We start from the raw sequence: 24181 nt of genomic DNA, 5'->3' as shown, positions 1-24181 counted from the left end.
GGAAAACACATGGGCAGAACTACCCATCCCCCGCCCATCCCACATAGCGCAAACCATCCCGTTCAGGTTCAATTGACCGGGTTAGCTTCCTTATCCAGACAGGGGAAAAGGTGGACCCGGACTCGAACCAGGCCGAAGCAACCCGCGTAAGCGTCTGCATGGCGGCCTACAACGGCGCCGAACACATTCGGGAACAGATCGACTCGATCCTGTCCGAACTGGGCCCCGGCGATGAGCTGGTAGTGGTGGACGATGCGTCCACCGACAAAACCCGGGACGTGGTGTCCGGCGTCGGCGACTCCCGCATCCGGCTCATCCCCTCTTCCGTCAACCGGGGGTACGTGAGAACCTTCGAGGCGGCACTGGCCCACAGCCGGGGTGAGTATGTGTTCCTGTCGGACCAGGACGACGTCTGGATCCCTGGCCGGGTCCAGCGAATGGTCGATGCCCTGCAGGATGCGGAGGTTGTCGCGAGCAATTTCAGTTTCTTCGGCCAGCAGCCGCGGGCCATAGAATCCATCCGCCTGCGGTCCGCGGACAGCGGACGGCGGTGGGCAAACCTGTTCGCGCTGTGGGTGGGATACCGCCCCTACTACGGTTGTTCCATGGCCATGCGGAGCAGTGTCCTGTCCCTGATCCTGCCGTTTCCGGGGTTCCTCACCGAAACGCACGACCAGTGGATAGCGATGGTGGCCAACCTCGCCGGCACCATGCACCACGTCGAAGAGGACACGCTGCGGCGCCGTCTGCATGAGGCCAACACCTCGCCCAAGCAATGGCGGTCGCTGCGGCGGATCCTGGCAGCGCGACTGATGCTGCTGCGCGCGTTTCTGGTGGCGGTCCGAAGGATCCGGCGGGGCTCTCCCGCCGGCACTGATCGACCCGCTTAAGCACAAACAAGCGGCGCCGGCAGGTTGCCGGCGCCGCTTGCCAAAGCGTCCTAGCCGATATTGGCGACGGCGGACTTCGCCCGCGCACCCGCGCCGGCAGCCGTCTCATCATTCTGCGACAGCGTCTGCTTCACCAGGGCAATAATGTTCCGCGTCTCATTAGCCGCATTCCGGAAACGGTTCTCCACCGCCTGGTACTCCTCCGACACACCATCAGCCTGGAAATCCGACATCGCCGCGTTCACGGCCTTCTCACGCTCACCGATCAACGACTCCAACCGGGCAACAATCGACTGGATATCCCCCTGCACGGCAGAAGACGTATCAGTGTCATAGCTCAAACGATCCTGGGACATAACAAATCCTTTCAACACCGGCACCAGCCGGAACAAACAACCGAAAAAGAAAAGGAAGAAAAGAAGAAGCTCAACCCGCGCTAGCGCGAGGAACCGAACCGTGCGGCGTCGAACGCCGCCGAGCCCTGCTGCTGCGCCGCGTTATCCGCAGCCTCCTGGTCACCGGTCTGGAACGACCGGTCCATCTCCGACTGGCCCGTCAGAATCGCCGACAGGGAACTGTTCAGCTCATTGGCCACCTCATCAGTGCGGGCCTTGAACTCATCAAACTTCACCCGGCCGGCACCGTTGAACTTGCCCTCCAGCGGAGCAGCAGCCTCCATCAGGTTCCGCACCAGCTGACCCAAATCCTCATTCGAGGAACCGGTCTGCTGCGTCAGCGTACCCAGCGTAGAAGAACCCATATCGAATTTCATGACAAAAACTCCCTATTGGCACCCCGCGGCGCCCTCGTCCGAAAACTGTTCCCCCGTCAGCCGGACGAATTCACCCCAACAGGTAAATCCCTTTCCGCTTGCCGGTAACCCCTATCAAACCCACCAAAACAAAACCGGTCAAGGAAAACACATGGGCAGAACTACCCATCCCCCGCCCATCCCCCGGACGCACGGCGCCGTCGCCGCTGTCGTCCGTCCGGACCCGCCGTGCTTGCAGCGGCGGCCCGCGGCTGCTAGGCCTGTAGGTAGGAGAACCCCGTGCCGGAACACTGCCGCCCGGGTGGACCTGCAACGGAGCGATGAAGGGAAGTGCGGCGTGGCCAGGAAAGAACCCCGGATAGAAGACGTCAACGAAAAGGACATCAAGGTCGAAAAGGGGCCCAAGGAATGGGCTGCGGGTATGCCTGCGGTCTACCACTCCATGAAACCCGCCATCGAGCACATGGGGCTTGCCCGGGCGCTGGGAACCACGTTCCGGATGAACCAGAAGCACGGTTTCGACTGCCCCAGCTGCGCGTGGCCGGATCCCAAGGACCGCAGCCCCTTTGAGTACTGCGAAGAAGGCGTCAAGGCCGTCACCTGGGAAGCTACCCCTGTAGTGATCTCTTCCGAATTCTGGGCCGAGCACAGCCTCACTGAACTGCGCGGACGCACCGAATACTGGCTCGGCATGCAGGGCCGCCTGACCGAGCCGCTGTACAAGCCGGCGGGCGAGGACCACTACCGGCCGGTCAGCTGGGACGAGGCGCTGACCATTGTTGCGGACCGGCTTAAGGCCTTGGAATCCCCGCATGAGGCGGCGTTCTACACCAGCGGACGTACGTCCAACGAGGCCGCGTTCCTCTACCAGTTGTTCGTGCGCGCCTTCGGCACCAACAATCTGCCCGACTGCTCCAACATGTGCCACGAATCCTCAGGATGGGGCATGGGCCAGACCATCGGCATCGGCAAGGCCACAGTCACCTATGACGATTTCGGCCAAGCGGACCTGATCATCCTGATGGGCCAGAACCCGGGCACCAACCATCCCCGGATGCTCACCGCCCTGGAACTGTGCAAGCGCAACGGCGGCAGCATTGTCGCCGTGAACCCGCTGCCCGAGGCCGGCCTGCGCCGCTACAAGAACCCGCAGAAACCGCGCGGCATCGCCGGCAAGGGCACCGAGCTGGCGGACCAGTTCCTGCAGATCCAGCTCGGCGGGGACATGGCCCTGCTCCAGGCCATTTCCAAGCGCGTCTTCGAGGCCGAGGAGAAAAACCCCGGCTCCGTCCTGGATCACGACTTCCTGGCGAAGCACTGCGAGGGACTCGAAGACCTCAAGGAACACCTGGCCATGCTCGACGACGAGGAAGTCCTCACCGCCACTGGCCTCCGCCCCGAGGAAATTGACGAGCTGGCCGAGCGCTACATCAAGGCCGACAAGGTGATTATTTGCTGGGCGATGGGCATCACCCAGCAGAAAAAGGGTGTCGCCACCATCAAGGAAATCATCAACCTGCTGCTGCTGCGCGGAAACATCGGCAAACCCGGGGCCGGCGCCGCACCCATCCGCGGCCACAGCAACGTCCAGGGTGACCGCACCATGGGCATCTGGGAACAGATGCCGCCGGCCTTCCTTGACTCGCTGGGCAAGGAGTTCAACTTCGACCCGCCGCGCGACCACGGAGCCGACGCCGTCGAGACCTTCCTGCAGATGCAGGACGGGAGGATCAAATTCTTCATGGCGCTGGGCGGCAACCTGGTTTCGGCCATCTCGGACACGCAGTTCGCCGAGGCGGCCATGGAGAAGACGGACATGACCGTCCAGATGTCCATCAAGCTCAACCGGTCGCATCTGGTCACCGGCAAAGAAGCGCTGATCCTTCCGGTGCTGGGCCGAACGGAGATAGACGTCCAGGAGACCGGCCGCCAGTTCGTCTCCGTAGAGGACACCGTCTGCGTGGTCCACGCTTCGCACGGAGGGGTAGAGCCCGTCTCCAAGAACCTGCTCTCCGAACCCGCCGTCATCGCACGGCTCGGAGCCATGGTGATCGGCGACCGGATCGACGCCGACTGGGCCGGCTACGAAAAGGACTACGACCTGATCCGCGACCACATCTCCCGGGTGGTGGAAGGCTGCGAGGACTACAACGAGCGCATCCGGCACGAGGGCGGTTTTGTGCTCCCCAACGGTCCCCGGGACTCCCGGACCTTCAACACGCCCACCGGCAAGGCCATCCTGACGGTCAATGACCTGGAAGCGGTGAAGCGCCCGGCCGGGACCCTGCTGCTGCAGAGCATGCGGTCCCACGACCAGTGGAACACCACCATCTACGGCCACAATGACCGTTACCGCGGCATCAAAGGCGGCCGGCACGTGCTGTTCATGAACGCCGAGGACATCACGGAACTGGGCCTGGCGGACGGCCAGTACGTTGATATCCACGGCGTGCACCACGACGGCGTCCAGCGGGTGCTGCGCAACTTCCGCGTGGTTTCCTATCCCACCCCCAAGGGCTGCGTGGCGGCGTACTATCCCGAAGCCAATGTGCTGGTGCCGCTGGACCATGTGGCCGAGGGCAGCAACACCCCGGTGTCCAAGACGGTGGTGGTCCGGGTGGAACCCGCGGCCCATGCTGCCGCCGGTCCCGAGGACAAGATGCGGCGCGCGGCAGCACCTGCCTAAGCGTTCCGGAGATACAACGGACGAGGGCTGAACCGCCGCGGCGGTTCAGCCCTCGTGTCTGTGATGCGGCCGCAGGAATTACTGGGCGGAGCCCTTCCACCCGGGGTTGTCCGGCCCTTCCAGGCCTGTCTCGGCCAACTGGAAGGCGGTGTCCGCCGCCTTCTGCACCGCTGCCTCCGCCGACTTCCGTCCACTGGTTTTGGTCAGTCCGGCGGCATAGCCCACCACAAAACCGCTGATGATGTCCGCGCCGCCTCCGACCGTCTCTTCGGATTTCCTCCCCAGCTCCAGCAGCATGGGGGTATCCACCTCCAGGTCCAGGATCTGCAGTGCCTGGGTCAGGCGCCTGCTCCAGTCGTCGAGCCGGCGTTCTTCAGTCTCCGGGTTGGTGCTCATGTTGTGCTCCTTCACTGGGGCGAATTGCGGGTGCTGGTCCCCTCAAGCATTAGCACCCGGGGCATGGCAGGCACAACGTACGGCAACCCCTGCGCTTGTCTTCGGCGACGGTGCCCCGGCGCGTGTGACGCAGACCGCTCCCGGATCGTGTAAGGATATGTCCGGTACTTGTCCATGTAGTGGGGGGACTTATTTTGGCGAGCGACTATGACAATCAGCTGATCGAATCCGTTGCCGTGCGCCGGAACCGGCTGCTGACTGCCCTGCTCTACGGCGAAAACGAGAACGAGCGGCGCTGGGTGGACAGTGTCCGCCTGTTCCTGTTCAGTGTGGCCGCTGCCGCGGTGATCGCGGCGGTCTGTGTGGGGTACTCCTTTGTGAGCAACCTGCTCGAGGAGAACCGGCAGAAACAGGAACAGCAGCGTCAGCAGCAAAGCTCGGCTGCCTTTCATCCCATGGACTACGACGCCGGCCCCGCCGCGGGCAGCTTCCGCCTTTCCTTCCCAGCGCAGACAGGATCCTAGCCGCCATGGCGCATGCCTTCACCCGAGTGACCCTGATTGGTTCCCGGCGACACCTGGACCTGCTGCTGCCCTCCGACCAGCCCGTCGGCGCACTGATGCCGCAGGTGCTGGAAATGCTCAACGATCCCCCGGCCGACGAAGTGGCGGCCAAGGTACTGGTGGGACCGGACGGCACCGAACTCTCCGCGGAAGCCACGCTGAGCAGCGCCGAGGTTGCCGACGGTTCCTCCCTGATGCTCACCAACGCGTCCGAAGCACCGCCGGCTCCGGTGGTGTACGACGTGACCGACCTGGTGGTTCACGAAACCGAAGCCGTCGCTGGCCGCTGGACCGACCGGTTCCGCGACCTGACCGCCGGGGTGTCCGCCGCCGTCGGGCTATGGGCCGGTGCCGAACTGCTGCTGGCTGCCCTGGCGCCCGGCGACGCCTGGTGGCTGCTGCTCTCAGCATCCCTGATCCTTTTGGTTGCCGGGACCGCTGCCGCGCGGCCGCCCCGGACCTCCGCCATCGGGCCCACCATGCAGGGCGCCGGCTGGCTGCTCGGCTTCGGCGCCCTGCTGCGCGCAGATCTGCCGTTCAGCGGCACCGCCCTGCTGCTGGCAGCCCTGTCCGTCCTGACCCTGGTCGGCATGGGCCTGAGCGCGGCCAATCCGCGGGCCCTGTTTACCGGAGCCGGCACCCTCGCCCTGGCCGCCGGCGTCTGGGCGGTTGCCGGACTTGTTTCCCAGGAACCGGCACGCGCGGCCGCGCTGGCCGCAGTGGCCAGCGTCCTGCTGCTGGGGCTGCTGCCGAAGCTGGCACTGGCCACCTCCGGCCTGGCCACCCTGGATGACCAGCGCGCAAAGGGCGGTACCATCGGCCGGACCGACGCCCTCGAAGCCGTAGCCGGCGCCCACCGCGGCCTCACCCTGGGCACCGTCCTCACCGCCTTGTCCATTGCCCTGGGCCTGTGGGTCCTTGGAACCGATACGGCGCACCAGAAATGGACGCTGCCGCTGCTGCTGGCCCTGACACTGGCCGTGTTCCTGCGGGCCCGCTCCTTCCCGCTGGCCGCGGAACGAATCTCGCTCTACGCGGCCTCCGGCGTTGGCGTAGTTGCACTTGCCGCCGCGTCACTGCACTTCTTCGCGGACCGGCCCTGGCTGACCGGCCTGGCCGTGCTGATCCTGGCCGCAGGGATCGCCGTGAGCCTCACCCTGAACCTGCCGGACCACACCGAGGCCAGGCTGCGGCTGCTGGCGAAGCGCCTGGAGACCCTGGCCATCCTGGCCTCGGTGCCCCTGGTCATCGGCCTGTTCGGCATCTTCAGCCAGCTGCTGGGCAGTTTCTGATGCTGCCCGCACCGCAGGCACCCATTACCTTCCGCACCGCTGATCCGGCAGCTGCTGCCGGTGGAGGACACCTGTCATGACCCAACCGCCAAACGCCGCTCCCGCCGCCTACGGAGCCCCGGGCATCGCCACCGCTGACGGCTTCGAGTCCACGCCGCAGCGCCTGCGCCGCACTTTGAAGACCCGGCCTGCCGAAGGGCCGGTCCGCCGCGCCCTGGGCACCGCCGGAAACCTCTTCCGCGGGGACGACTATCCCCGCCGGCTGGCGGAGGCAGCCGCCGGCGCCCAGGTGCCGGTGTCCACGGGCCGCCGGATAGCCGTCATCGGTTCGCGCGGCGGCGCCGGGAAAACCACGGTGGCCGCCCTACTGGGCGCCGTGTACGCCTCCATGCGCACCGACGCCGTCACGGTCCTGGACAACGCTCCGGCCGGCGGAACGCTGGCGCTGCGCACCGGGGCGCCCGACGCGCCGTCGCTGGATGCCGCAGCGGAGCAGCTCGCCCGCCGCCAGCCCTCCTCACTGTCCGATCTGGCCGCCCTGCTGACCCAGGCCGGCCCCGGCAACCTCCTGGTGACCGGCCGGCGGGGCACCCTTCCCCGTCCTGCCGGCGACGGCGCCGCCAGCGCACTCCTGCTGGCCGTCTCCCGGTACTGCCCCATCACCGTGCTGGACTGCGGCACCGGGCCGGACCTGCCAGCCACGCGCTGGGCCCTCGGCCAGTCACACCTGGCCGTTTTCGCCACCCCCGCCTCGGTGGCCGGGCTCGAAGACGCTGCATCCTATGCCGCCGCTTGGCGCCGCGACCCGGCGCTGGCCGCCAAGCCGCTGCTGGTGGTGGTGGTGCAGACGCTGCCCGACGGGCCGTTCCGGGCAGACGTCGAAGCGCGCCGGCTCGCCCGGGCCGGGATCGACGCCGTCGGCCTGGGGTATGACCGGCACCTGGCGGCAGGAGTGGAGATCAGTCTGGGGCTGCTGGCCCGCCGCACCCGGCTGGAGGCCGCCGGCCTCGCCGCCGGAGTCCTGGCAAGGGCATCGGCATGAGCACCCGGGTAATCCACCGGCCGGCACGCACCACCGCGCCGGCCCGCGGGCTGGAACCGTTCACCATGGACGCCCCGCCGCAGATGGAACAGGGCAAGGGCGGCATGAACATGATGTCGCTGGTGCCGCTGCTCGGCGCCGGCGTGTCCATGACCGTGATGATGCTCTTCCGCGGCTCGCCCCTGGCCGCCGTCGGCGCCCTGATGATGATCGTGACCATTCTGGCGTCCGTGATCATGATGGTCAGCCAGCGGGGCAAGCAGGGCCGCCAGCGCAAGGACCAGCGGGAAAACTACCTCGAATACCTGGAGCGCTGCCGCGCCACCCTGCGGACCGAGGAACACGCCGCCGCGAAGGTGGCCCGGGTGGCCAGCCCGCCACCGGAAGCCCTGTTCGACATTGTCCGCAACACGAGGCGGCTGTGGGAACGGCGCCGCCACAACGAAGACTTCCTCGATGTACGCATCGGCACCGGACCCCGCCAGAACCGTGAAGTGCAGATCACGAACTCCGGTTCCGCGGTGGCCCAGGGTGACACCTTCATGACCACCGAGGTGGAAATCCTCAAGCGGCGGTATGAATCCAGCCCCGATCTTCCCCTGACCGTGCCGCTGGACTGCGCCGGGAACGTCAGCATTGTGGGCTCGCGGGAATTCGTGCTGCGCGTAGCCCGGCTGCTGCTGGTGCAGGGTGCGGCGTTCCACTCCCCGGAAGACCTGCACGTGGCGCTGGCCGTGCCCGACGCCGAACGGGACAACTGGGAATGGGCCACCTGGCTGCCGCACCTGGCGGACCAAAAAGCCGCGCACCGCACGGGTCCGGTGCGCCGCCTCGCGCCGTCCATGGACACGCTCTCCGACCTGCTCGCAGCGGACCTGCACGGACGGTCCACGCTGGCCGCCGAATCGCGGAAGAACTTCCTGCGCGGCGGCGTCGGCACCGCCCTGCCCCGCCTGCTGGTGGTGGCCGACTCCTACGGCGAGCTGCCGGTGGAACTGGCCGTCCCGGACAAGCAGGCCGCTCCCGGCGCGCTGGGCATCACCACGCTGTTCCTGGTCCGGGAACGCCGGGAAGAGCCCGGCGAGGTAGCCATCCGCATCAGCGAAGAGGGCGAGGGGTTCCGGGTGGAAAACTTCCGCGCCGATCCCGTGGAGCCCGTGATCGAGACCGGCACCCTGGACCTGCTTCCGGTCCCGCTGGCCGACGCACTGGCCCGCACCCTCGCCCCGCTGCGGCTCTCGCCCGACTCCCTGGAACACGATTCCTCCGAAAGCTCCGAAGGCTTCCTGGAAATGCTCGGCCTGTCCCCGCGGCTGGACGAAGCCGACATCCGCCGGCTGTGGAAGCCGCGCGGCGAGGTGGACTTCCTGCGGGTTCCGCTCGGTCCCGATGACCGCGGCCGCCCGGCCCTGCTGGACCTGAAGGAATCCGCACAGTTCGGCCACGGCCCGCACGGCCTGTGCGTGGGCGCCACCGGTTCCGGAAAATCGGAAATGCTGCGCAGCCTGGTGGTTGGCCTGCTGGCCACCCATTCCCCCGAAGTGCTGGCCATGGTGCTGGTGGACTACAAGGGCGGCGCCACCTTCGCCCCCTTCGCCAACGCCCCCCAGGTCACCGGTGTCATCACCAACCTCTCGGACGACGTCAGCCTGATCGAGCGGGTCTACGCCAGCCTGTCCGGTGAAATCCAGCGCCGCCAGGAAGTCCTCAAGGACGCCGGCAACCTGGCCAACATCACCGACTACCAGCTGCACCGGCAGGAACTGCTGGCCCAGGGCAAGGACCTCGCCCCGCTGCCCCACCTGGTGGTGATCATCGATGAGTTCGGTGAACTGCTCACCGCCCGCCCTGACTTCATCGAGCTGTTCCTGTCCATCGGCCGGATCGGCCGGTCCATCGGCGTCCACCTGCTGCTCTCCAGCCAGCGGATCGAAGGCGGCAAGCTGCGCGGCCTGGACACCTACCTGTCCTACCGCATCGGCCTGCGCACGCTGTCCGAGGCGGAATCCCGGACGGTCTTGGACACCCCCGACGCGTTCCACCTGCCGCCGGTGCCCGGTTTCGGCTACCTGAAGGTGGACACCACCACTTACACCCGGTTCAAGGCCGGTTACGTTTCCGGGCCCCTGGAAATGGAAGACGAAGAAGACGAGCCGCAGACCAACGACGCCGGGCAGCCGGCCGTTCTGCAGGTGCCGCGCTACGCGGCCACGCTCCAGGACGCGGCCGCCGCCCGGACCGACGCGGGCAAACCGGCGTCCACCTCCGGGTCCAAGCGGACCACCGGCCCCACCGTGCTCTCCACCCTGATGGACACGCTGGCCAAGTTCCCGCGCGCCGTCGCTCCCATCTGGCTTCCCCCGCTGCCCGGCGGCATTGCCCTGGATACAGCCGCCGGCGGCCTGGACGTCACGAGCCAGGGCATCCGGCTGGCCACCGGCGGCGGGCTGAAAATCCCCGTAGGCCTGCTGGATGACCCCGCCAAGCAGTGGCAGGGCATCTGGGAACTGGACCTCACGGCCAACGGCGGGAACGCCGCCATTGTCGGCGGGCCGCAGACCGGTAAAAGCACCGCGCTGCGCACCATCGTGGCGAGCCTGTCCCTGACCCACAGCCCCGCCGAGGTGGGCATCTACGCCGTGGACCTGCTCGGCAGCGGACTGGTTCCGCTGGAAGGCCTGCCCCACGTGGGCGGCGTGGCCGTGCGCACCAACCGGGAGGTGGTCCGCCGCACGGTCGATGAAATCCTGGCCATGCTCTCGCAGCGCGAACGGATTTTCGAGAAGTACCAAATCGATTCGCTGCCCACCCTGCGCCGGCTCTGCGCCCAGGGCAGCATCCCCGAACTGCCCAGCGCCGACATAGTGATGGTGCTGGACGGCTACGGGCAGCTCTCCGACGAGTTCGAGGAAATCGAGAAGTCCGTGCACGCCCTGATCGGCCGCGGCGGCGGATACGGCATCCACGTGGTGGTGACCTGCTCCCGGATGAATGAAATCCGGATTGCCCAGCAGAGCTTCTTCGGCAACCGGGTGGAACTTCGTCTGTCCGATCCCGGGGAATCCGCCCACGGCCGAAAGCTGGCGGAGTCGGTGAGCCCGGGCACCCCCGGGCGGTCCATGACCGACCGCAAGCTGCAGGGCCACTTCGCCCTGCCCCGTATCGATTCCAACCCTGACCAGGACACCGCCGTAGGCGGTATGCGCGATCTGGTGGAAGCGGTCTCCGCGTCCACCGACGAGCGCGCCATGCAGGTACGCGTGCTCCCAGCCGTGGTGGACGCCGACGTCGCGCCCACCCCCGCAGCGCCTGCCACGGTGCCGCTGGGGCAACGCGAAACCGACCTCGGCACCGAACTGCTGGACCTGCACAGCAAGGAACGTCACCTCGTGGTGATGGGCGACGACGGCGCCGGCAAGACCAACGTGATGCGCTCGGTGATCCGGCGCATGGTGGCCCAGCACGACGCCGACGACATTGTCTTTGCCGTCTTCGACCCGCGCCGCACCCTGGCCGACGAGGTCCCCGACGCCTACCTGGGCGGCTATGCGACCAGCGCCGCCCTGGCCGAGCAGTTGGCCTCTGCCGTGGCCGGCGAACTGCAGAAGCGCGTCAACGCCACCCCGGAGGAAGTGGCAGCCCTCCCCCGGGTGGTCCTGGTGATCGATGACTATGACGTGCTTACTGCCGGCGGCTCCTCCCCGCTTGCCAGGCTGACGCCCTTCCTCCCGCTGGCGCCGGAGATCGGACTGCACGGGATACTGTCCCGGCGCGTGCGCGGCGCCAGCCGGGGCATGTACGAGTCCTTCTTCACCGCACTGCGGGATTCCGGTGCCGCGGCCCTCATCCTGTCCGGTGACCGTGGTGAAGGGACGTTGATCAACGGTGTCCGTGCCCGGGCACTGCCGCCGGGACGGGCCCAGTTGGTCCAGCCCGGACGGCCGGTGCAAACCCTGCAGCTGTTCTGGAACGAAACCGCCGACGAGGCCCTGGCCGCGGGAGCACCGTCGGCAGGAGTGCCCCGGTGAGCCGGGACTGGACGGTTCTGGGGGTGGAGGAACCCACGCAGCAGCGGGTGGTGGATTCGCTCGTGGCGACCATGCCCCACCTCACCCTCCGGCAGGGGGCGGACAGCAATGTGCTTGCGGTACTCGACGACGACGGAACGGTCCTGCTTGCCCTGGAGCTGCCCCGCCTGGTCCGGGTACCTGAGGAAGCCCTGCGGCTGCTGACCGGTGCACCCGTCAGCGCCCCGGCCGGAGCGGCAGTGCCTGCCCTCTTCGCACCGGGGGGCAACGGGCACCCGGATGACCCCCTGTGGTGGCAGGAGATCCATGCCATGGGCGGGGAGCCCGCCACGGATGAACTCGCCGACCGGTTCAGCCATGTCCTGGCCGGCCTGTGCTGCGGCGTCGTCATAGCCCCCTTTACGGACGCCGACAATGTCTGAGGCCAGCTTCGACCTGGTGCTTGGTTCCAGCGCCGTCCTGTTCCAGGACAAGCCCGTGGCCGCCCTGACCCCCTGGGTGCTGCGCGCCCACACTGCCGCCGCTGCGGCAGGCCTGGACTTTGTGCTGCTTACCCCCGGCAGTACCCGGATCACCCTGCCGCTCGCCGAGCTGCTGGGCACCGGAGGCGGCCAGTGGCTGGTAACCGGCTCCGGGGGTTCCCTCTATAACGGGATGACCGGACGCGAATATGACTGGTCCGATGTTTCCCTCACTCCGAAGGATTCCCTGGCGGAGGAATTCCTGGCCGTGGAGCCGAACCAGACAGGCTACGTACACGTTCGTGCCGCCACCCTGCATCCGGCGTCCTACCGGACCCGGGCCGGCAGCTTCACCGAGCAGATTTTCGCCGCCGTAACCGGCCTGCCGCCGCGCGGCTGGGGCGTCTGCGAACCGGTCAGCGAGCCGTGGAACGTGGACGCGGCCTCGGCGTTCTGTTATGACCGCTCCCCCAACGCCACCCGGCTCGAGGTGGTGGGCTCCGCCGTGAGGCAGGAGGCCAACGGCCGTGCTTCGGCCGGCTCCATCGGCGTGATGACCGTGGAGCGGACTTCACGGGGGGTCCTGGAAAGCATTGAGCTCCTGGCCGCCAGCCCGGATCCGCTCAGCCCGGAGCAGGTGCAACGTTTCGCGGACGGCGCCCACCGGGCCCGCGCCCGCACCGCGGTCCTGGGCCAGGGCATCGGCTATCACAACCTGAACCGGCCGGCGCGCTTCACCGGCCTGGTGGTGCCGCGCTGCGCACTTTTCGGCCCGGAGGCGCTGGCCGGCGTCGGGCCCGAGCGGGCACTGGCTGCTGCCGGAGAGGGGTCGCGGCTCACCGGCGGAGCGCCCCTGCAGTCCCTGGTGGTGGAATACCCCGCCGAACCGCTTGCCGGGCGTGTCCATCCCGTGGAGGCCTACGCCGTGCTCGCCGCTGCACTGGGCGCCGGTGAGCCCGGCGCTGTGCCGGGCCGGTAACACCCCACCGGTAAAGCCCGTGCCGGTAACTAGACCGGAGCGACCGTGAAGCTGCGGTCGCCGAAAAAGACCGTGCTGCCGGGCGGGGCCAGGACCGGACGGCCCGGTTCGAGTTCCTCGCGCAGCCCCTGGACGGTTACGACGGCGCTTCCGTTAGTTGAGTTGCGGTCAGTCACCCAGATGCCGTTCGGGTCGGCCTGCAGATGCAGATGCGTCTTGGATACTGAACGGCCCATATCGGCAAAGTCAAGCAGTTGATCCGCTGTCTCCTGCGGCTTGGGGCCCGGATTGCGGCCCAGCAGGGCGGTGCCCGTGATGACCGAGGAGTTGCCGTCATCAAAGCGGATCCTGATGCCGGCGGAACGGCGGCGACGGGCCACCCGGGTCATTTCCAGTTCCTCGTCCGGGTGCACTCCCGGCGGGGCGGGTACCGGCGCGGGTGTCGGTGCTGACGCCGGCACGGGTACCGACTGGAACGGCATGCTCTGTGCGGCCGGGGGTGCCTGGACGGCCTGGGCCGCGGGCGCCTGGTACTGCGGCGCCGCGACAGGGGCAGCCTGGAACTGGGGTGCGGGACCCTGGTGCCGGCCTTGGGCCGGCTGTGCGGCGGCGGGGAAACCGGGAACGGACGTCAACGGGCCCAGCCCCGGGACAGCGGTGGGTGCAAGCGGACCGGCCGGCACAAGGGAACCGGCCGGACTGGTCCGCCCCGCCCCGGCGGCTGTATGGAGCCCGCCGGTCAGCAGCGGATCCCGGCCTGCCCGGACGTCCACCACCAGGGTCCGGGCCACTTTGTCGTGCCATCCCTGCCGCTGGCTGTTCCGGTCCCAGAGGTTGGAGAGGAGCAGCACCACGGGGCCGGCCACGGTGATACCTGACAGGGCCAGGAGCACGTTGCGCAAGAGGACGGGTATCAGGCCGGGGGCCCGCCCGTCTTCACTGGTGGTCCGGATGCCCATTGCCAGGTTTCCGGGGGTCTTCCCGGTTCCTGCTTCCCAGATCCACAGCCAGAGGGCAAAGCCGCCCGCGAGTGCTCCTCCGGCGGCGAAACCTACGGGCAGGGCGTCACGGCCGGGCATGGCCAGTGACAACAGCAGCGGAGCTGCCGCCAGCAAAGCGGCAACCGGCAGTGCGTCGAGGATTTTCGCTCCCAGCCGTTGTGCTGCTGTGGCGTTGACGAGATTCGGGCTTGGAGACATCTAGCTGTTCCTTGTCATTCCGCGGGCCGCTGTTCGGCTCACCGGGGAAACCGCCCCGGGGACTGGACCTGCTGCAGCGCGCACCGGGGACTGCCGCCCCGTCGCCGGTTCCGGCCGCTCGGCGAGCTGGTCCAGCAACGGCAGGTCTGCCGAGGTCACCAGCTGTGAAGTCACTGCGTGTTCCACGAGGCGGGCACGGCGGTTCGACGCCGGTTTGCCTTCCTCTCCGCGCAGTCCCGCCACGCCTACGCGGGCCAGTTTGTCGCACACATTGTCCAGTTTCCGGTTGAACCGGGTTTGCGACCAGCCAAGACGGCGGGCCGCTTCGGCAGAGGTGGGCAGGGCACTGTAGCCGGTGCCGTCGCGCCGCAGCAACGGCTCTGCCAGGGCGACCATCACCGCTTTCTGGGTCTCGGTGAACAGCACCGGGCCAATGGTGGTTTCCCCGCCGTCGCCGACGCTGAGCGGATCCTGCCGGAACGTGGGTGTCTTGAGGTGTACGTCAAACTCGTAGGTGGTGGAGCCGGCACTGAAAATGACCCGTGTCTGTTCGAAGACCACCGGCATCCTGGCGCCGGGAGCCAGCCACGCCTGCATGCCTCCGCCGGAATCAGCGATGGTGGCAGAAATCCGGCTTCCGATGTTGGTGAGCCACCAGATCCCATTGTCCTTGGCAACGCTGAGGAACTTGCGGTGCAGGTAGGGGTTGTCGTCAATGGCGAGGTCGCCCTCCCGGCCAATGCTGAACGTTCCGCCTTCGTCCGGCTCGTACCATTCGCCGCAGTACTCTATGCCAAGCTCCCCCATGCTTTTCCCCCTCATCCGGTTGCCCGGCTGCCCGGACGGTTCCCCCATGGTTCCGTTCCGCCCCTCATTGTCCATGCCTGCACACCCCATACTCACTGCGGCGCGCAGAAGGCCACCGGAGCGGAAGACTTCCCGTTGCTCCGTGCCACCTGCACCTCGATGCAGGTTTGCGGCCCCGCCGCTGGCACCTTGGCCTGCGCCTCGGAGGTGCGCACCAGGTCTCCCTTAGCCGTGGCGCTGACCGTCCGCCAGAGGTAAATATCGCCGTCCTGCGGTGCCGGGTTCTCCCATCCGAACACGACCGCGTCCCCGGTGACCGACGCCGTCAGCGATTCCGGCGGCAATACCGTGCCCTCGCTTCCGGCCAGCGCGTCCCGGGCCGACTCCGACGGTGTAGGCAGCGCGCTTTTCGGTTCCGCACCCGGCAGGAGCAGGGCAGCAGCCACAATGCCGACGGCTGCAGCCGCTGCTGCCACCGCTGTGATGCGCAGGACCTTGCTCCTGCGCCGCGGAGGAGCCTCGGGCCATTGCAGGGCAACCGGGTGTGCTGCCTCACCGTTGGCTCCAGCCAAGTCTGAACGCAGCACGGTTCCCTCAGTGACTGAAGGATGGTGGGCCGCCGGCTGCCGCGGTGCCGGCCCGCCCGAATTTGTCCCCGGGACCGGTACCGAAGGCGGCTGCGGTGCCTGCCGCTCGCGCACGGACGGGCGCTGCAGCGGGGCACGCCGGGGCGGGGCGGTAGTGCCGGGGTCAATCGAGACCACACGGCGGATGCGTGTGCGGTCCTCTTCTTCCCCGCTCTCTTCTGCCTGATCGGGCTCGGCCAGCACTTCGAACGGCGTGTTGGCGAGGTTCAGTTCGCTTTGGATCCGCTGCAGCGCCAACCCGAAGGCATAGGCCGAGGAAAACCGGGACTCCGGAGCCTTGGCCATGGCCGTGGCCAGGGCAAGTTCCAGCGATTCCGGGACGTCGGCCCTGCCGGTGGGGCGCAGCGGCTGGCTGTTGATCCGGTCGATCAACTCCCGCTGGGTATTGCCAAGGCCCGGCACCACAAACGGGGACCGGGCCGCCAGCAGGGTGTAGAGGGTTGCTCCCAGCGCCCACACGTCCACCCGGATGCCGTCCGCCCGCCCGCCGGCCAACGCTTCGGGCGGCGACCAGGGAATGGACAGGCCCAGGTCCTCGTCCTCTGCCCCTTCGGTGGTCCCGGAAATACCGAAATCCGTCAGCGCGGGGCGGTTGTAGTCCGTGGTGAGGATATTGGCCGGTTTAATGTCGCGGTGGGCAATGCCGGCGCGGTGGGCGGTTTCCACGGCGGAAGCCACCTGGATCCCCAGCGTCAGTACCTCCGCCACCGGCAGTCCGCCCTGGCGGTAGCGGATATCCAGGCTCGGCCGGGAGCAGTACTCCATGGCCAGGTAGGAATGGCCGTCGTCGGTGATGTCCGCTTCGTAGATGGTGACGATGTAGGGGTGGGAGGACAGCTGTGCCATGAGGTTCGCTTCGGCTTCGAAGCTGCGTCTGGCACTGTCCGTCCGCAGGTCCGAAAGCAGTACCTTCACGGCAACCCGGCGCCGGGGATGGTCCTGCTCATAAAGGTATACATCGGCAAAGCCGCCCGAACCGAGATGCCGGAGGTAGCGGTAGCCGGAAATTTCCGGAGGTGGTGCGGGAGCCCGCTTTTTGTTCACGCCAGGCCCTCGAACCGCACCCAGACGCCGTCGCCGAGCTCCGCCACGTCACCGTCGAGCACAATCACGGCCTCGCTCTGGCCTAGCCGGTGCGGCAGCTGGCCCTCACGGACCATGACGGTCCCGTTGGTGGAGTTCAGGTCACGCAGCATAACGTGCCAGCCTTCCAGGCGGATCTCGGCATGGGAGCGTGAAATGTCGCCGCCGCTGCTGGGCACCTGCACCATGCGCGGCATCACCGATCCCGGAGTACGGGCCACTGAAGGCTGCCGGCCAATCACCATGTTCTTGTCCAGCGGTTCCACCTGCCCGGTGGAAAACACTGCCGTGCCCAGGGACGGACGGGGCAGCGGCTGCGGGTCCTCGCCAAGCGGCTGGCCGCAAAGGACGCATACAGACCGGGTGGGAGGGTTGGCGTGCCCGGAGGGGCAGGTGCGGGCCAGCACCGTGGGAGCCGTGTTCGGGCGGCTGTCCGGCGCCGGCGGAGGCAAAACCTTGGCGAGGTCGCTGCTCATGATCGTGTCGCCGTCGTGGTCCAGGTCGGCGTCGTCCAGGTCCAGTACGTCCAGGCCGGTGGCGGCCGGGGGTGCAGGGACGGGGGCAGGGGCCGGCGGTGTAGGGACGGGGGCAGGGGCCGGCGGTGCAGGGACGGGGGCAGGGGCCGGCGGTGCAGGAGCGGGGGCCGGTTTGGGCGCTGCCGGCGCGGCTGCGGCAGCGCCGTTGCGGAGCCAGGGCACGGAATCGATGAGCTGCCCGGCCGGCGACGCCGAGGCGGCCGTCTGCAGGGAGGCGGTCGACTGCAGGGAGGCGGTCGGCTGCAGGGTGTCCCGGGGGTCCACCGTTTCCGCCGGCGCCTCGGTCTCCTCGGGCGGGCGGACGGTCAGTCCGAGGTCAGGGTTCTCCGCCTCTGCAGCTTCCGGGGTCCGCGGAGCTTCCCGGTGACGGCCGGGCTCACGGACGTCCGCGTCGGGGGCATGCCCCGCCGAAACCGCCGGGTCCGGCGGAACGGGCGCAGCCGCCACAGCGACAGGCTCAGTTGCAGCAGGCGGAGCCGCCACAACGACAGGCGCTGCCTCAACAGGCGCCGTTTCGCCGGGTTCCCCTGCTCCGGGCAGGCTCCGGGCGGGAGCACCGGCCCGGGGGCCGGCATCCTGCGTTGAATCGAACTCAAGCACCGAGACCAGTGCTATCCCGCTTTCCAAGGGCAGCAGCATACCTGCCCCCGGCGCTCCAGCGACGGCGGGAGCAGTGACGCGCATGGTGAATCGACCGGGCCCGCTGAGGACACGTTCACTCCACGTGGTGACGAATTCACCGGACGCTGCCGGTTCGCTGTGACCGGCCTGCTGCAGTTCCAGCGGACCGCGCAGCAACACGTGCCGGCGCTCCCCCAGGGAAAGGACACCGAAGGCAGGCATGTCCGCCAGGTTGGTGCCCAGTCCACCCGAGACCGCGGAAAACACACGGTCCAAAGCGGGCTTCGTGCCGAGCAGGGACCAGATCTCCTGCACACGGTCCTCGCCGGTATCCGGGGGCAGCAGGCACAGGAGGGAGTCCTGCACCAAGCAGATCCAGGTGCCGGATCGGTAGCGGAGCCCCTCCATCAGGTTGCGGCCCTTCCCTGTTCGGCGTCGCCTTCGGCTGCGCGGGCCGCGCCGTCGGGGCTGACGGCCGTTGCGCCGGCTGCGTGCCGCGGCGACGTGACCTGTTCTTCCATCGCCATTCCCGGCAGCGTGATGGCGGCTGATTCGTGGACGTCAGGACCGCCTTCGGCATCCACGACCAAAACGCTGATGTTGTCCCGTCCGCCTGAACGCAGGGCTGCCTGCACCAGGGCGGCGCAGGCGTCCTGCGGGCTGCTCACGGATGTCAGGATCTGCAGGATGTGCCCGTCGGCAACCTCGCCGGTCAGGCCGTCGGAGCAGACCATGAGCCGGTCTCCCGGTTCCACCGGAATCAACCAGAAATCGGCCTCTGAGTCGTTGCCCGTGCCCAGGGCGCGGGTCACCACATGCCGGCGGGGATGGACCAGTGCCTCGTCGGCGGTGATCTGGCCCAGGTCCACCAGTTCCTGGACTTCGCTGTGGTCCACGGTGATCTGTTCCAGCACGCCGTGGCTGAGCCGGTACGTACGGGAATCCCCCACGTTGAATACCAGCCAGTATGGATTGCCCGCCTCCCGGACGAGGACGGCGCCGGTCAGCGTAGTGCCGGCCCGTCCGCCGGTGGCTTCGCGGATGCGGCGGTCGGCCTCCTGCAACAGTGCCTCGAGTTGCTCGGCGGAAACCTCCGGCAGGTGCCTGCCCACTATCTCGGAGTCGCCCAGGGTGCGGACACAGATACTGCTCGCCACCTCCCCGGCCTCGTGCCCGCCCATGCCGTCGGCTATGGCGAAGATGGGATCTGCGGCAATCAGCGAGTCCTCATTGAGTTCCCGCCGGAGTCCGCGGTCGGAGGCGTAGCCGAACACGGCATGCAGATCGGTATCCGGGGATGTCGTTTCGTCGGAGTTCATTCACGCCCTATCCGGAAGTATCACTAAAGTGATCTGGCTTACTAGTTCTCCTCCATACCCTAACCGACGGCAGCGCCCATCGGCCCGGGCTCAAGCGGCGGGTCCGCATCCGGGCATCCAGCAGCAGGGACCGCGGGGAATATCTTGCCCGCTGCCGCCGCCAGAACCCTACCGAACCGGTCATGGCACCCAGCTGTTCCTCCACCTGCTTCCAGTACTCCTCGACCTCTTCCTCGGAAGGCTCTCCGGGGCCGAAAATGCCGGCGTCGGCACGGCGTGCCAACAGCACCGTGGAGTCGGCTGCCGCCGGGAACGAGTCCTGCAGCAGGGCAGCGTGTTCGCGCCGGGTGGCACGGCTGGGCGGCTTGGCACCGAGGTCCGTTGCCATGCTCACCACCTCGTTCCAGCCGCCTCCGACCCGCCGCGAAGGCGGGCCGGTACGGCGCCGCTTCCGGCGCCGTCGGAGCTTGACCAGCAGGATCAGCAGCAGCGGACCGAAAAGGATGACGAGCGGCAGCGAAGCCAGCCCAACCAAACGCAGCCAGTAGCGGAAGGTGGCCCAGAAGTCCTCCTGCTGCTCCTCGGGTTCCTGCGCGTCCGCGTTGGTGTCCGGCGGCAGCTCGGCAGGCTCCTGCGGCGGAGGCGGCGGCTGCAGGACCTGGGGCTTGGGCGTGGACTTGGGCTGCTGCTGCGGGGGGACGGGCTCGTTGTCCTCGTCGGGGGTCGGGAAGAACGGCACCCAGCCCACGTGCTCAAACTCCACTTCCACCCATGCGTGCACGTCATCGCCGGTAATCTCCAAGGGTGCGGACGGATCGTCCACCTCGTCCCAGTCCGGATAAAAGCCCATCACCACACGCGCCGGAATGCCCAGCTTGCGTGCCATCAGGGCCATGGTCACGGCGTACTGCTCGTCGTCACCCACCATCTGGTCCGCGTCCATCAGGGTCTGCAGACGGGCAGCTCCGTGCCCGGGCAGGGACGGTGTTTCCCCTTCCTTGCCGTTGCTGAAGTAACCCTCCGACGCCAGGATCTGCTGGAGCCGGCGCACCCGCTGGACCGGGCGGGCTTCGTCGCCCACATAATCGGCGGCTTTGGACCCCAGTATGGGCGGGTCGTTGAAGACCCGGGGAAGCTGTGTGCCGGAGAAGCGGTACTGCGCCAGCTGCGCGTCGTCGGGCTCGTCCGGCAGCAGCACGTTGGCTTCGTAGGAATCCCCGGGCTGCAGCTGGGCCACCGTCAACGCCGTGCCGGAGGTTTCGCTGTAGTACAGGCCGGAGGCCAACTCCGCCGCCCGCTCCCCGTTCACTTTGAAACCGGTTGCCAGGCCCGCGGCCGGCACCCAGACCCCGCGGTACTCGCCCACCGTAATCTTGAGGTGCGCTTCCGTGCCCTCGCCGCCGGCCTGGACCAGGTCGGATCGGGCGTCACCGACCCGGGTGAAGTTTCCGTCCGTGCCCGGATCAACGCTGTACACCACGCCGTCGTAGGCGTCCAGGGCGGCCAGGCGGATCCGCTGGCCTTCGGGCAGGCCTTCCACGGTAAAGAGGGTGGTATCCGGTTCATCCTTGACGTACCGCCGGAAGTCCGTGAGCGGGCTGGGATAGTCAAAGAGGTCAACGGGAGGCTCGACGACGTCGCGGAGCACCTTCCGGTCGGTCCCCTGGTCCAGCAGCGGGGCCACGCCTACGGAAGCACCCAGGGCCACCGCAAGCACCGCGGCACCGAAGCCCAGGCGCCGGGCCCGGGCAGCCCTTGCTGCTCCCGACACCTGCTCCGGCCCGTCGCGCAGGCTGCGCCGGGAGGCGTCCATGGGAGCTGCCGCACCGGTCCGCGCCGGGCTCTGCAGGGTAACGGTCTCCACGGTCCCGCGGCGCAGCTCTCGCCGGTAGGCCAGCCAGGGCATCAGCAGGCCGATCAGCAGCGCGCCGCGGATTCCCGGCAGCGGGGCCTGATCCGTCCCCAGGGCAATCGCAGCCGTGAACAGCAGCACCACAGGAAGCAGCACCCAGTACTGACGCTTGGCACGCCAGGCCAGCAGCCCGGAGACCAGGGCGCAGGCAAACGCCAGCAGGAAGGGAACCACCAGCATCCCGGCGGCTGAGCCAACCGGCGGAGCAATGGTCAGCAGGTCCTTCCAGGCGAACACCACGCCCAGCACGATCACCCGGACGGAGGCGAAGGAAGGGAGAATTCCGGCCAGTGCTTCCCGGGGAGCCGCAAAGGCACTCCCCAGCAGTACGTACGCTGCGGCGGCAGCGCCGGTGGTTGCCCAGAAGCCCCAGCGGAGCCGGGCAGAAGTTTCCGCGAGTCCAAGCCCGAGCAGGATGCCGCCCAAACCGGCAACCAGGAACCGGGGATCCCATCCGAAGGTTGGGCCGAAGCCGAGTACCCCGAGGGACAGCATGGCGGTGAGCAGCGCCCAGTCCGCCAGCCGCGGCATCAGGGCGTTCGGCCTGGGGCCGGTTAGCCCGGCACTCATGCCACAGCCTTCCGCAGTACGGCCGGAAGGCCGTCGAGGTTCCCTACGTCCAGCACGGCCAGGTCACCAATGGCAGCCAGGGCCGGTTCCAGGCCGGCGCCGCACCGCAGCGCAATGCAGCGGATGCCCGGTGGAACCTTGGTGGACGCGGACCGCAGTGCCGCACCGTTGGGTTCGGTGCCGGTCACCAGGAAAACCACGGAAGCGTTGGGAACTGCGTCCGCCGTCGTCCTGGCCAAATCAACAATCCCCGGGGTCCGTTCCTGCCCCTGCGCTTCGGTCAGACCGTCGAGCATGGTTCCCGGCGCTGTGCACCGGATCGGCCCGTCCTGGGAAAGCACCGATAGTGCCAGCTGTTCGCGGAATGCCTGCAGCCCCAGTGAACCGGCAACGGACACAGCCAGTTCCAGGTCATCTTCGGAGGAGTATTCGGCGGTGTTCAGGGACAGCGCCACCGCGACGTGGGAGCGCCGGGTCTCCTCGAACTGGCGCACCATCAGGGCGCCTGTCCTGGCCGTTGTTTTCCAGTGGATATGCCGGCGGTCGTCACCGGGGACGTAAGCCCGCAGGGCATGGAAGGCGACGTCGGAGCTGGACAGGTCCGTGGTCGGTTCCCCTTCGAGATCGCGGATGAACCCCGTTGTGGATCCGCTGAGGGACACGGTGCGGGGATGCACATACAGGTCCACGGGGTCCGCCCAGGTGACGCGGCGTCCGATCAGCCGCAGCGGGTCCTGGCGGACGGATTCCACCGGGCCCACCACAATGACCGCGCGGCGGCGGGTGGGGATGCTGAACAGTTCTTCATGGGTCTGGCCCGGGCGCATGCGCGGCAGTTCGAAGGCGGCCGTGGCGCTGCCCACCGGCAGTTCAAAGGTCACCGGCAGCAAGGTTCGAGCCGCAGTGCTGGTGATGCTCAGGCTGCCAACCGCAGCGTCGCCCACGGCAACCCGGGTGCGGGCCAGGTCCAGCTCGACGTTGTAGGACAGCCGTCCCACCACAAAGGCGGTTCCCAGTACCAGCAGGACGGCGGAACCGACGGCGGCAACCAGGGCCTCCTGCCAGTCAAAGACCGCTCCCAGCAGCCAGAACATGGCAGTGAGCCCCAGAGCCAGCCAGCCGAGCGGGCTGACGGCGGCGGCGCCTGCGCGCAATCCTGCCGAAGCGGTTGCTGCGAGGCTTCCGGTCCGGGCCAGGACCGGGCGGAGGCGGCGGGCTGCCGGGGCAAGCCTTGGCGCTGCGGCCCGCCAATAAGCCGAGCGCTGCATGGTCCGGCGCAGGCGCTGGAAACGACGGCGCAACTGGACTGCGGCGCGCCGGCCCCGGCGGGCGCCGCGCTTGGTGATGTTGGGCATGGATCAGGCCTGCGCCTCTGCACGCTGCTGGGGTGCGGGTACATCGGCCAGCACGGACAGCAGGACTGCCTCGGGGCTGGCTCCGGCAAATTCCGCTTCGGGATCCATGACCAGACGGTGCGTCCAGACCGCCGGCGCCAGTGCCTTTACGTCGTCGGGCAGGACATAGTTCCGCCCTTCGGATGCAGCCCGGATTTTCGCCACCCGGACCATGGCGAGGGCGCCGCGGACGCTGACGCCGAGCCGGGTTTCGGTAGCCGTACGGGTGGCCGAGACCAGGTGGGAAATGTATTCCAGCACTGCGGGTTCCACATGCACGGTGGTGCCCAGCTCCGCCATGTCGCGCACGGCCGTTGTGGTGATGACCGGGGTCAGGGCAAGTGACCGGTCCCGGGTGGAGGAGCCGGAAAGCAGTTCCAGCGTGGCCTCGTGGTCCGGGTAGCCAATGGAGGTCTTGATCAGGAAACGGTCCAGCTGGGCTTCGGGCAGCCGGTAGGTGCCGGCCTGTTCAATCGGGTTCTGGGTGGCGATGACCATGAACGGCCGATCCTGGGTGTAGGTTTCACCGTCCACCGTGACCCGCGATTCCTCCATGACTTCCAGCAGCGCGGACTGGGTCTTGGGCGAGGCGCGGTTGATCTCGTCGGCCAGCACGATGTTGGCGAAGATCGGCCCGCGGTGGAACTCGAACAGCTGGGTTTTCTGGTCGTAGATGGTGATGCCGGTGACGTCCGAAGGCAGCAGGTCCGGGGTGAACTGGATGCGGGAGTTCGAGCCCTGCACGGTCGCTGCCAGGGACCGGGCCAGCATGGTTTTGCCGGTACCCGGTGCGTCCTCGAGCAGCACATGCCCCTCGGCCAGCATGGCAGTAAGGACCAGCCGCACGACGTCGGTCTTGCCCAGCACCGCTTGCCCCACGTTGGCCGTGAGGCGTTCAAAGGTCTCGGCAAACCATGCTGCCTGTTCTTGGGTCATTGCCATGTTGTTCTTATCTCCAGTTGCTTGATTCGTAGTTAGTCGTGG

At 68.0% G+C, this 24181-nt stretch carries 19 protein-coding genes; 8 read left to right on the top strand and 11 right to left on the bottom strand.

Going from position 1 to position 24181, the window contains the following annotated elements; translation table 11 throughout:
- The first annotated feature begins 110 nt into the window (after nucleotides 1–110).
- Nucleotides 111–890, top strand: a complete 780-nt coding sequence (locus QNO06_RS05780; protein WP_227913889.1) for a glycosyltransferase — start codon at nucleotides 111–113, stop codon at nucleotides 888–890.
- Between the two features lie 50 nt (nucleotides 891–940).
- On the opposite strand, the gene QNO06_RS05775 is transcribed toward QNO06_RS05780, so the two are convergent.
- Nucleotides 941–1246 carry a pore-forming ESAT-6 family protein gene (locus QNO06_RS05775; protein ID WP_227913888.1) on the bottom strand — a complete coding sequence of 102 codons (306 nt, stop codon included), beginning with the start codon at nucleotides 1244–1246 and terminating at the stop codon, nucleotides 941–943.
- Between the two features lie 80 nt (nucleotides 1247–1326).
- Entirely contained in the window at nucleotides 1327–1662 is a 336-nt protein-coding gene (locus tag QNO06_RS05770; RefSeq protein ID WP_227913887.1) for a hypothetical protein, read from the bottom strand.
- Nucleotides 1663–1999: 337 nt separating this feature from the next.
- On the opposite strand from QNO06_RS05770, the gene QNO06_RS05765 reads away from it, so the two are divergent.
- Nucleotides 2000–4348: an FdhF/YdeP family oxidoreductase gene (locus QNO06_RS05765; RefSeq protein WP_227914208.1), complete on the top strand. Its 2349-nt coding sequence runs from the start codon at nucleotides 2000–2002 to the stop codon at nucleotides 4346–4348.
- 78 nt (nucleotides 4349–4426) lie between these two features.
- Here QNO06_RS05765 and QNO06_RS05760 read toward each other — a convergent pair whose 3' ends face one another.
- Nucleotides 4427–4744 carry a DUF6457 domain-containing protein gene (locus QNO06_RS05760; RefSeq protein ID WP_227914207.1) on the bottom strand — a complete coding sequence of 106 codons (318 nt, stop codon included), beginning with the start codon at nucleotides 4742–4744 and terminating at the stop codon, nucleotides 4427–4429.
- A 194-nt stretch (nucleotides 4745–4938) separates the two neighbouring features.
- Between QNO06_RS05760 and QNO06_RS05755 the strand changes: the two genes are divergently transcribed.
- The 6 genes from QNO06_RS05755 (at nucleotide 4939) to QNO06_RS05730 (ending at nucleotide 13109) form a co-directional block, all read left to right on the top strand.
- On the top strand, nucleotides 4939–5268 hold the full coding sequence (locus QNO06_RS05755) for a hypothetical protein (RefSeq protein ID WP_227914206.1): 330 nt from the start codon (nucleotides 4939–4941) through the stop codon (nucleotides 5266–5268).
- A 5-nt stretch (nucleotides 5269–5273) separates the two neighbouring features.
- The gene (eccD, locus tag QNO06_RS05750) at nucleotides 5274–6599 is read left to right on the top strand and encodes a type VII secretion integral membrane protein EccD (protein WP_227914205.1); all 1326 of its coding nucleotides are present in this window, start codon (nucleotides 5274–5276) and stop codon (nucleotides 6597–6599) included.
- Nucleotides 6600–6675: 76 nt separating this feature from the next.
- Entirely contained in the window at nucleotides 6676–7641 is a 966-nt protein-coding gene (locus tag QNO06_RS05745; RefSeq protein ID WP_227914204.1) for a CpaE/TadZ family protein, read from the top strand.
- Nucleotides 7638–11669, top strand: a complete 4032-nt coding sequence (gene eccCa, locus QNO06_RS05740) for a type VII secretion protein EccCa (RefSeq protein ID WP_227914203.1) — start codon at nucleotides 7638–7640, stop codon at nucleotides 11667–11669. Before QNO06_RS05745 ends, eccCa begins: the two co-directional genes overlap by 4 nt.
- The gene (locus tag QNO06_RS05735) at nucleotides 11666–12091 is read left to right on the top strand and encodes a hypothetical protein (RefSeq protein WP_227914202.1); all 426 of its coding nucleotides are present in this window, start codon (nucleotides 11666–11668) and stop codon (nucleotides 12089–12091) included. The genes eccCa and QNO06_RS05735 overlap by 4 nt, the downstream gene beginning before the upstream one ends.
- Nucleotides 12084–13109 carry a DUF6177 family protein gene (locus QNO06_RS05730; protein ID WP_227914201.1) on the top strand — a complete coding sequence of 342 codons (1026 nt, stop codon included), beginning with the start codon at nucleotides 12084–12086 and terminating at the stop codon, nucleotides 13107–13109. The genes QNO06_RS05735 and QNO06_RS05730 overlap by 8 nt, the downstream gene beginning before the upstream one ends.
- A gap of 29 nt (nucleotides 13110–13138) precedes the next feature.
- Here the strand turns inward: QNO06_RS05730 and QNO06_RS05725 are convergent, their stop codons facing one another.
- From QNO06_RS05725 to QNO06_RS05690, 8 genes are all read right to left on the bottom strand, one after another.
- Complete coding sequence (locus QNO06_RS05725; protein WP_227914200.1) at nucleotides 13139–14308, bottom strand: RDD family protein; 1170 nt, start codon at nucleotides 14306–14308, stop codon at nucleotides 13139–13141.
- Nucleotides 14309–15115 carry an FHA domain-containing protein gene (locus QNO06_RS05720; RefSeq protein ID WP_227914199.1) on the bottom strand — a complete coding sequence of 269 codons (807 nt, stop codon included), beginning with the start codon at nucleotides 15113–15115 and terminating at the stop codon, nucleotides 14309–14311. It lies immediately after the preceding gene.
- A 92-nt stretch (nucleotides 15116–15207) separates the two neighbouring features.
- Nucleotides 15208–16806 carry a serine/threonine-protein kinase gene (locus QNO06_RS05715; protein ID WP_227914198.1) on the bottom strand — a complete coding sequence of 533 codons (1599 nt, stop codon included), beginning with the start codon at nucleotides 16804–16806 and terminating at the stop codon, nucleotides 15208–15210.
- Nucleotides 16803–18368 carry an FHA domain-containing protein gene (locus tag QNO06_RS05710; protein ID WP_284162838.1) on the bottom strand — a complete coding sequence of 522 codons (1566 nt, stop codon included), beginning with the start codon at nucleotides 18366–18368 and terminating at the stop codon, nucleotides 16803–16805. Before QNO06_RS05710 ends, QNO06_RS05715 begins: the two co-directional genes overlap by 4 nt.
- A 41-nt stretch (nucleotides 18369–18409) precedes the next feature.
- Entirely contained in the window at nucleotides 18410–19321 is a 912-nt protein-coding gene (locus QNO06_RS05705) for a PP2C family protein-serine/threonine phosphatase (protein ID WP_227914196.1), read from the bottom strand.
- Nucleotides 19322–19328: 7 nt separating this feature from the next.
- Complete coding sequence (locus QNO06_RS05700) at nucleotides 19329–21803, bottom strand: transglutaminase TgpA family protein (protein ID WP_227914195.1); 2475 nt, start codon at nucleotides 21801–21803, stop codon at nucleotides 19329–19331.
- Nucleotides 21800–23158: a DUF58 domain-containing protein gene (locus QNO06_RS05695; RefSeq protein ID WP_227914194.1), complete on the bottom strand. Its 1359-nt coding sequence runs from the start codon at nucleotides 23156–23158 to the stop codon at nucleotides 21800–21802. The genes QNO06_RS05700 and QNO06_RS05695 overlap by 4 nt, the downstream gene beginning before the upstream one ends.
- A 3-nt stretch (nucleotides 23159–23161) precedes the next feature.
- The gene (locus tag QNO06_RS05690) at nucleotides 23162–24139 is read right to left on the bottom strand and encodes an AAA family ATPase (RefSeq protein WP_227914193.1); all 978 of its coding nucleotides are present in this window, start codon (nucleotides 24137–24139) and stop codon (nucleotides 23162–23164) included.
- Nucleotides 24140–24181 lie beyond the last annotated feature (42 nt).

It is taken from the genome of Arthrobacter sp. zg-Y20, assembly GCF_030142075.1.
Lineage (GTDB): Bacteria > Actinomycetota > Actinomycetes > Actinomycetales > Micrococcaceae > Arthrobacter_B.
This window is presented reverse-complemented; position numbering and strand designations above follow the sequence as displayed.

What these genes read in the sequence shown, in the direction of transcription:
- QNO06_RS05725 (WP_227914200.1), bottom strand. Translation starts at nt 14,308, where the DNA reads ATGTCTCCAAGCCCGAATCTCGTCAACGCCACAGCAGCACAACGGCTG.
- QNO06_RS05705 (WP_227914196.1), bottom strand. Translation starts at nt 19,321, where the DNA reads ATGAACTCCGACGAAACGACATCCCCGGATACCGATCTGCATGCCGTG.
- QNO06_RS05695 (WP_227914194.1), bottom strand. Translation starts at nt 23,158, where the DNA reads ATGCCCAACATCACCAAGCGCGGCGCCCGCCGGGGCCGGCGCGCCGCA.
- QNO06_RS05745 (WP_227914204.1), top strand. Translation starts at nt 6,676, where the DNA reads ATGACCCAACCGCCAAACGCCGCTCCCGCCGCCTACGGAGCCCCGGGC.
- QNO06_RS05770 (WP_227913887.1), bottom strand. Translation starts at nt 1,662, where the DNA reads ATGAAATTCGATATGGGTTCTTCTACGCTGGGTACGCTGACGCAGCAG.
- eccCa (WP_227914203.1), top strand. Translation starts at nt 7,638, where the DNA reads ATGAGCACCCGGGTAATCCACCGGCCGGCACGCACCACCGCGCCGGCC.
- QNO06_RS05760 (WP_227914207.1), bottom strand. Translation starts at nt 4,744, where the DNA reads ATGAGCACCAACCCGGAGACTGAAGAACGCCGGCTCGACGACTGGAGC.
- QNO06_RS05730 (WP_227914201.1), top strand. Translation starts at nt 12,084, where the DNA reads ATGTCTGAGGCCAGCTTCGACCTGGTGCTTGGTTCCAGCGCCGTCCTG.
- QNO06_RS05690 (WP_227914193.1), bottom strand. Translation starts at nt 24,139, where the DNA reads ATGGCAATGACCCAAGAACAGGCAGCATGGTTTGCCGAGACCTTTGAA.
- QNO06_RS05775 (WP_227913888.1), bottom strand. Translation starts at nt 1,246, where the DNA reads ATGTCCCAGGATCGTTTGAGCTATGACACTGATACGTCTTCTGCCGTG.
- eccD (WP_227914205.1), top strand. Translation starts at nt 5,274, where the DNA reads ATGGCGCATGCCTTCACCCGAGTGACCCTGATTGGTTCCCGGCGACAC.
- QNO06_RS05720 (WP_227914199.1), bottom strand. Translation starts at nt 15,115, where the DNA reads ATGGGGGAGCTTGGCATAGAGTACTGCGGCGAATGGTACGAGCCGGAC.
- QNO06_RS05700 (WP_227914195.1), bottom strand. Translation starts at nt 21,803, where the DNA reads ATGAGTGCCGGGCTAACCGGCCCCAGGCCGAACGCCCTGATGCCGCGG.